The 7,289-nt window shown below is 65.0% G+C and carries 8 protein-coding genes; 6 read left to right on the top strand and 2 right to left on the bottom strand.

Annotated elements, in window-relative coordinates; genetic code table 11:
• Window positions 1-889 (bottom strand): tyrosine recombinase XerC (locus FJ980_RS28655; protein WP_246676582.1); only part of this gene is annotated, 889 nt, incomplete at its 3' end.
• A gap of 97 nt (window positions 890-986) precedes the next feature.
• On the opposite strand from FJ980_RS28655, the gene rimM reads away from it, so the two are divergent.
• Together rimM and trmD are read left to right on the top strand one after the other, a co-directional pair.
• A complete protein-coding gene (rimM, locus tag FJ980_RS28650; protein ID WP_140547010.1) occupies window positions 987-1,586 on the top strand; it encodes a ribosome maturation factor RimM in 600 nt (199 codons plus the stop codon).
• Complete coding sequence (gene trmD / locus FJ980_RS28645; RefSeq protein WP_140547009.1) at window positions 1,583-2,284, top strand: tRNA (guanosine(37)-N1)-methyltransferase TrmD; 702 nt, start codon at window positions 1,583-1,585, stop codon at window positions 2,282-2,284. Before rimM ends, trmD begins: the two co-directional genes overlap by 4 nt.
• Here trmD and FJ980_RS28640 read toward each other — a convergent pair.
• Entirely contained in the window at window positions 2,266-3,018 is a 753-nt protein-coding gene (locus tag FJ980_RS28640) for a sulfite exporter TauE/SafE family protein (protein WP_140547008.1), read from the bottom strand. The two genes, trmD and FJ980_RS28640, sit on opposite strands and share 19 nt — an antisense overlap.
• Before the next feature lie 356 nt (window positions 3,019-3,374).
• Between FJ980_RS28640 and rplS the strand changes: the two genes are divergently transcribed.
• From rplS to FJ980_RS28610, 4 genes are all read left to right on the top strand, one after another.
• Window positions 3,375-3,896: a 50S ribosomal protein L19 gene (rplS, locus tag FJ980_RS28635; RefSeq protein WP_095769549.1), complete on the top strand. Its 522-nt coding sequence runs from the start codon at window positions 3,375-3,377 to the stop codon at window positions 3,894-3,896.
• 644 nt (window positions 3,897-4,540) lie between these two features.
• Window positions 4,541-5,338: a transporter substrate-binding domain-containing protein gene (locus FJ980_RS28625; protein WP_140547007.1), complete on the top strand. Its 798-nt coding sequence runs from the start codon at window positions 4,541-4,543 to the stop codon at window positions 5,336-5,338.
• 261 nt (window positions 5,339-5,599) lie between these two features.
• Window positions 5,600-6,406, top strand: coding sequence for an amino acid ABC transporter permease (locus tag FJ980_RS28615; RefSeq protein ID WP_181181327.1), 807 nt, complete (start codon window positions 5,600-5,602; stop codon window positions 6,404-6,406).
• A 120-nt stretch (window positions 6,407-6,526) separates the two neighbouring features.
• A complete protein-coding gene (locus FJ980_RS28610) occupies window positions 6,527-7,177 on the top strand; it encodes a methyltransferase domain-containing protein (RefSeq protein ID WP_140547005.1) in 651 nt (216 codons plus the stop codon).
• Window positions 7,178-7,289 lie beyond the last annotated feature (112 nt).

Genomic DNA, 7,289 nt, shown 5'->3' with positions numbered 1-7,289 from the left:
GACACCGCGAGGCTGCTCGATATCTATGAGAAGGCACATCCAAGGGCGTGAAACCGCTGGGGTGGCGCGAAGCGCCGCGGCCGAGCAGATGGGTGGCGAAGGAATGCCGCAGGGCATGCGGCGTCGCGGTGTCGGGCAGGTTGAGCGCAGAGCGCAGTTTCGCCATCTCGCGCTGGACGATGGCCGGGTTGAGCGGGCCGCCACGGGCGCCACGGAACAGCGGGCCGTCGGGACCAATATGGAAAGGGCAGAGCCGGCGGTATTCGGCAACCGCCTTGCGGGCCACCGGCAGCACCGGCACCAGCCGCGTCTTGCCACCCTTGCCGGTGACGCGCAGCACGCTATCGGCTTCTGTCGCCAGATCGGCGCCGGTCAGGCCGAGCGCTTCGGAGATGCGCAGGCCGGAGCCGTAGAGCAGCGTCAGCACGGCGGCGTTACGCGCGGCGATCCACGGCTCTTCCGCCAGTTGGCCCTCCATCGCCACGACCTGTCTGGCGTCGCTTGCCGTCAGCGGCTTGGGCAGCGATTTCGGCTGGCGCGGCGCGCGCAGGGCTGCGGCGCCCGCCGCGTTGACAAGGCCGCGTTTTTCGAGAAAGCGCAGCAGCGAGCGGATGCCGGCAAGGCCGCGCCCCAGCGTGCGAGCGCCGGCGCCTTCATTGCGTCGCGCGGCGAGGAAGCCGCGCAGATCGGCGGGGCGCAGGTCGGCGATGTCGGAGATACCCGGCGCGCCGCCGCAATGGCCGGTCAAGAAATGCAGGAACTGGCGGGTGTCGCGCTCATAGGCCTCGACCGTCTCCGGCGACAAGCGGCGCTCATGCGCCAGCGTCTTCAGCCAGGTCTCGCGGGCCGCTTGAAGGTCGGGTTTGGCCGGGATGAGGAATTCCTGCATGAAGGCAGTTTCGGGCATGCGGGTTAGGAAGCGGTGAAGAGGCGTCATTGAAATGGCCACGGGACGGCGTTAGAGCAGAGCAAAGGAAGCGCCGCCGATGTCGAAGCTCGAAAACCCCGTACAGATGGCCGTCATCGGTGCCGCGCACGGCATCAAGGGCGAATTGCGGGTGAAAACTTTCACCGGAGACCCGCTTGCGCTGGCCGATTACGGCCCGCTTTATGCCAAGGACGGCCGCGCCTTCCAGATCACCGATATCAGGCCGGCCGGGACTGTGGTGGTCGTGCGTTTCAAAGGCGTCGGTGACCGCAATGCCGCCGAGGCGCTGGCCGGCACAGAGCTTTTCGTCGACCGTTCGGTGCTGCCCGACGACGGCGAGGAGGACGAGTTCTATCACGCCGATCTCATCGGCCTCGATGTCAGGGACGATACGGGCGTCATCGGCAAGGTCGTCGCCGTGCATAATTTCGGTGGCGGCGACATACTCGACGTCACGCTTGCCGGTCGCAAGGGCGTGCTGATTCCGTTCACGCAGGCCGCGGTGCCGCATGTCTCGATCGCCGACGGATTCGTTGAGGTCAACCCTCAGGCGGCGGGGCTGGTCGAAGACGAAGAAGGCGACGAAGCGCCCAGGGATGCCGGCTTCGACCCGAAGGGTCGGCCGCGCGGACCGAAGGATGCTGGGGGCAACCGTTGAGCTTTGCCGCCTCGGTGCTGACGCTCTATCCGGAGATGTTTCCGGGCGCGCTCGGCCTGTCGCTGGCCGGCCGCGCGCTGGAGGTCGGCACATGGTCTCTGGAAGCAATCCAGATCCGCGATTTCGCCACCGACAAGCACCGCACCGTCGATGACACGCCGGCCGGCGGCGGCGCCGGTATGGTGATGCGCGCCGACGTGCTGGCCAAGGCCATAGACCACACCTCGCCGCCCGGCGATAAGCGTCCAAGACTGCTGATGAGCCCGCGGGGCAAACCGCTGACGCAGGCCCGTGTGCGCGCGCTGGCCGCCGGCCCGGGTGCCGTTATCCTGTGCGGCCGCTTCGAAGGCGTCGACCAGCGGCTGATCGAGGCGCGGGGGCTGGAGGAGGTCTCGGTCGGCGATTTCATCCTGTCGGGTGGCGAGCCGGCAGCGCTTGTGCTGCTCGATGCCGTGGTGCGGCTGCTGCCAGGCGTCATGGGCAATGCGGTGTCCGGCGAGGAAGAGAGTTTCGAGAACGGCCTGCTCGAGCATCCGCATTATACGCGGCCGCAGGAGTTCGAAGGCAGGCCGATTCCGGACGTGCTGATTTCCGGCAACCACAAGAAGATTGCCGAATGGCGTCGCGCGGAGGCCGAGAAGCTGACGCGGGAGCGGCGGCCGGATCTGCTGAGGGCTGCTCAGCCCTTGGTGAAATAGTAAAAGGCCAGAAACAGGCCGACGGCGACGACGAAGCCGCGCACGACGCCCTGCGGCACGCGCTTGGCGATCCAGACGCCGGCATAGCCGCCGAGCGCGCCGCCAGGGATCATGACGATCGCCTGCGGCCAGGCGACGACACCGCCCGAAACGAAGACCAGGATGGCGATGGCTGCGATGACCACGGCCAGCATGTTCTTCAGCGCGTTGAGCCGGTGGTAGTCGCCGGCCTGCGTCAGGCCGAGCGTCGCCAGCATCATGACGCCCATGCCAGCGCCGAAGAAGCCGCCATAGACGGAGGTCGCGAACTGGGCGAGCGATCCGGCGAATGAGCCGACCTTGGCTTCGGCCCCGGGTTTGGGCGCCGGTTTCAGCCACGGCCCGGCGGCGAACAGCGCGGTGGCGGCGATCAGCAGCCAGGGCACCAGTGCGCGGAAGGACGGGTTGGAAAGCGCAAGCAGGATCAGCGAGCCGGCCAGCGCGCCGAGGGCGGAGATGACGCAGAGCAGCAGCGCCTGGCGCCAGAAATGCCTGATGTCGTCGAGATAGGCGAGCGTCGAGGTGATATAGCCGGGAAACTGCGTCACCGAGGAGGTAGCGTTGGCGACGATCGGCGGCAGGCCGACCAGCGTCATGGCGCCGAAGGTGACGAAGGTGCCGCCGCCGGCGACGGCATTGACCGCGCCGGAGACAAAGCCTGAGAGAAAGAGCAAGGCGGCATCGAAGAAAGTCATTTCCCCGCTTAGGAAGCTTGCAAGCCGCGCGCAACCCGGCACGGCCGCAGTAAATGTGGGCCATGGGCGCAAAATATGCCGCAACGCCCTTGTTTTGATGCATGTCGTGGTCCCGGAACCGCGCGCACTTCCGGGCGACATGCATTAGGGCGTGACAAAGTGGCAAAATGGCTGTATGTGCCCGCCCGAACCGGAAGAACAATCTTTCGGACCCGTCAACAAGTGCGGTGTAGTCGTCCCTGCCCGATGTCCCGATACAAATTTGGGGACAAAGGGCATAGCCGAGCGGTCATTGGAACTGCAAGGCGAGCGCAGGACGCTCTGACTGTCGGAAGAACAAGAAGTGGATATTTGAGATGGATCTCATCCGTCAGCTCGAGGCCGAACAGGCCGCCAAGATCGAAGCCAAGCGCAAGCTGCCCGAATTTCAGCCGGGCGACACCGTGCGCGTCCAGGTGCGTGTCACCGAAGGCACCCGCACCCGCGTCCAGGCCTATGAGGGTGTCGTCATCGCCCGCGCCGGCTCGGGCTTCCAGGAGAATTTCACGGTACGCAAGATTTCCTACGGCGAAGGCGTGGAGCGCGTTTTCCCGGTCTACTCGCCGATGGTCGAGGGCGTCGAGATCGTGCGCCGCGGCAAGGTTCGCCGCGCCAAGCTCTATTACCTGCGCGACCGTCGCGGCAAGTCGGCCCGCATTTCGGAAAACACCGGCGTGCGCGCCCGCAAGCTGAACGACGAGGAGCGCGACGCGCTGAACGCCGAGCGCGCCCGCATCGAGGCCGAGAAGGTGGCCGCCGCCCAGGCGCTGGCCGCCGAGACGGCCGCCAAGGAAGCCGCCGAGAAGAAGGCCGCCGCCGAGGCCGCCTCGGCCGAATAAGGTTTTTGCGAGACAGATTCTGGAAAGGCGGCTTCGGCCGCCTTTTTTCGTTGTGCAGATATCGCAAGCGTTCGGAATTTGATCGAAGCCTTCGCGGTTTCGTCATTCTGGGGCGTAGCGACGCGAAGCGGAGCGGAGACCCTGGAATCCATGCCGTTATCTTCGCGAGAGATGCGGCGGTAGAGAATGGAACTCCGTCGAACTTTCCTGAAAAGATAGGTCTGCACCGCAGTATCGCTCTTATCTCACGGAATGGATTCCAAGGTCTACGCGCGTCGCTTCGCTCCTTACTCCGCCCCTAGAATGACGAAGGTAATAGGTCAGCGTTCCCTTCACACCTCCCTCTTTCCCGCCAACGTGCAGGAAGGGGTTGCCTGCAGCATGCCGCTGGAACGCGCCGAGCTGAAAGCACTGCACGGCCCGCTGACACGACTGGTCGCCGGGTTGCGCGAAGCCACGGCCGATCAGGACTGATCGCCGCAATCGCCGTCCCCGCAATCATCGCTGAAAAGCATCGGAATTCACATTGGCGAGCCCCGGCAGCGCGGGCCGGCTTGCAAGGCGCTTGCGGCAAGCTAAAGTCGGCGCGGTTTTCTCTTGGCGCGCGAACATCGCGCGGCCAAATCACATTCGGGGAGTTTGTCATGACCAAGTCGAAACTGCTGCTGGCCGCCATGATGGCGTGCCTTCTCGCGCCTGTCGCGGCGCTCGCCGATAACCTGCCCGATCTCGGCGGCAAAAAGGTCGTGGTGGTGACGGAAAACGCCTATCCGCCGCTGCAGTTCATCGACAAGAAGACCGGCAAGCAGATCGGCTGGGAATATGACGCGATGGACGAGATCGCCAAGCGGCTGAATTTCAAGGTCGAGTACCAGAACACCTCCTGGGACGCGATGATCCAGGCGGTTTCCGATAACCAGTACAACATCGGCATGACCGGCATCACCATCAAGGACGACCGCAAGGAGAAGGTCGACTTCTCCGACCCCTATATGCGCTCGGAGCAGTTCATGCTGGTGCGCGGCGACGAGAACCGCTTCACCGACGCCAAGAGCTTCGGCGCCTTCAAGGACGGGCTGATCGGCGCCCAGCCGGGCACCACGCCCTTCTACACCGCCGTCTACAGCGTGCTCGACGGCAACGAGCAGAACCCGCGGATAAAGCTGTTCGAGACGTTCGGCGCGACCGTGCAGGCGCTGAAATCCGGCGACGTCGACGTGGTGCTCACCGACGGCACCGCCGGCCAGGGCTATGTCGATGCCTCCGAAGGCAAGCTCAAGCTTATCGGCGGACCGCTCGGTACCGAGGATTTTGGGTTCATCTTCCCGAAGGGCTCGGAGCTGGTGAAGCCGGTCAATGCCGCCATCGCTTCGCTCAAGGCCGACGGCACGATCGACAAGCTCAACAAGAAATGGTTCCTCGACTACAAGATGGGGCAGTGAACCCGTCTTGTTGCGCGCAGAGAGTTTGCAGGAAATTGCGCTGACATTGCGCCCAGGCCCCCCTCTCTGCCCTGCCGGGCATCTCCCCCTCAAGGGGGGAGATCGGACGTCGCGCCGGCTTTCGCTAATCCCCAACGCTGCAGGATGGACGGCGAGGCCGAAGCAGCCAATCTCCCCCCTTGAGGGGGAGATGTCCGGCAGGACAGAGGGGGGTCTCGTAGAGCGCTGCTATCGCAAAAACGGCCGCGATGGCATCGCCTGATGCCGACACCCACATCCAAACCCGAATTCCCCTGGTGGTTGGCCGCGGCGGCCATCCTTGCCTTGGCCGCCGCTGTCGCCATCGCTTCCAGCGACCTCTATGCGCAAGTCTTCGCCACAGTCGCCAAGGGCATCGGCATCACCATCTTCGTCACCGCGGTCGCTTTCGCTTTGGCCTCCGCCTTCGGGCTCGGCATCGCGCTGATGGCGCTGTCGGGATCGCAGTGGCTGCGCCAGATCGCGCGCTTCTATGTCGAGATCATCCGCGGCGTGCCGATCCTGGTGCTGTTGTTCTGGATCGCCTTTGCCGGCGCGCCGGCCTTCGTCGCCGCCTGGAATGCGCTGACCGCGCCGCTGCGGGGCGCCGGCCTGATGGGCGAGTTGCTGGTGCGCGACGTCTCGCTGCTCTGGCGCGCCATCATGGCTTTGACCATCGGCTACTCGGCCTTCATCTCGGAAGTGTTCCGCGCCGGCATCCAATCGGTCGAGAAGGGCCAGATCGAGGCGGCCAAGGCGCTCGGGCTCAGCCGAGTCCAGCGTTTCCGGCTGATCGTCTTCCCGCAGGCAATCCGCACCATCCTGCCGCCGCTCGGCAATGATTTCGTCGCCATGGTCAAGGATTCCTCGCTGGTCTCGGTGCTCGGCGTCGCCGACATCACCCAGATGGGCAAGGTTTATGCCGCGGGCTCCTTCCGCTTCTTCGAGACCTATTCGATCGTTGCCTATATCTACCTGATCCTCACCGTCGGCCTGTCGCTGGCGCTGCGGGGGCTGGAGCAGCGGCTGCGCCGCCAGCATCAGGAATAGCCGGCTGGAAAAATCCGCGCTACCTCTTTGTTTTTGACGCAATTCCGGACGGAAAACCGGTTCCCACTTTTCCTGGAATTGCTCTAGCTTGGTCATGTGCATCCGGCGGAGGAGACACCTATGAATTTCGACAAGGCCAATGCGGCGCTGGATTCCGTCTATTCGGCCGACTCGCCGGAAGGGCTCGCCAAGGCCTATGCCGAATGGGCCGCGACCTACGACAGCGAGACCGCCTCGCTCGGCTATCTTCTGCCTTTCCTCATCACCGCCTGGGTGGCGCGGCACGTGCCGGCGAGCGAAGGTCCGCTGCTCGACGCCGGCTGCGGCACGGGCCTGTCGGGGCCGTCGCTGAAGGCTCTGGGCTATGGCGACATCGCCGGGCTCGACCTCTCCGACGACATGCTGAAGATCGCCGGCAGCCGCCAGGCCGATGGCAAGCCGGCCTATAGCGAGCTGAAGAAAGCGATGCTCGGCGGCCCGTTGCCCTGGCCCGACCGGCATTTCCGCGCCTTCTTCTCGACCGGAGTCTTCACCATCGGCCACGCGCCCGCATCGGGACTGCATGAACTGGTGCGCATCACCAAGGCCGGCGGTCACGCCATCTTCACCGTGCGCGACCAGGTTTTCAAGAGCGGCGGCTTCCAGGCGGTGTTCGACGGGTTGGCGCAGGCGGGCAAATGGCGGCTGGTCGAGGAAAGTCCGTGGTTCCGCTGCTATGCCATCGGCGACCCGGAGGCGCTGGTGAAGACGTTTGTGTTCGAGGTGGTTTGAGCGCCAGCTTGCCTTCTCCCCTTGTGGGAGAAGGTGGCCGCGAAGCGGCCGGATGAGGGGTGTTCCAGGGAATGCCAGCGTCTCACTCCGCTGGAACACCCCTCATCCGTCT

The sequence above is a fragment of the Mesorhizobium sp. B1-1-5 genome (genome assembly GCF_006443065.1).
Classification (GTDB): domain Bacteria; phylum Pseudomonadota; class Alphaproteobacteria; order Rhizobiales; family Rhizobiaceae; genus Mesorhizobium.
Note: the sequence above shows the minus strand (reverse complement) of the source record. Positions and strands in the feature narration are given on the sequence as shown.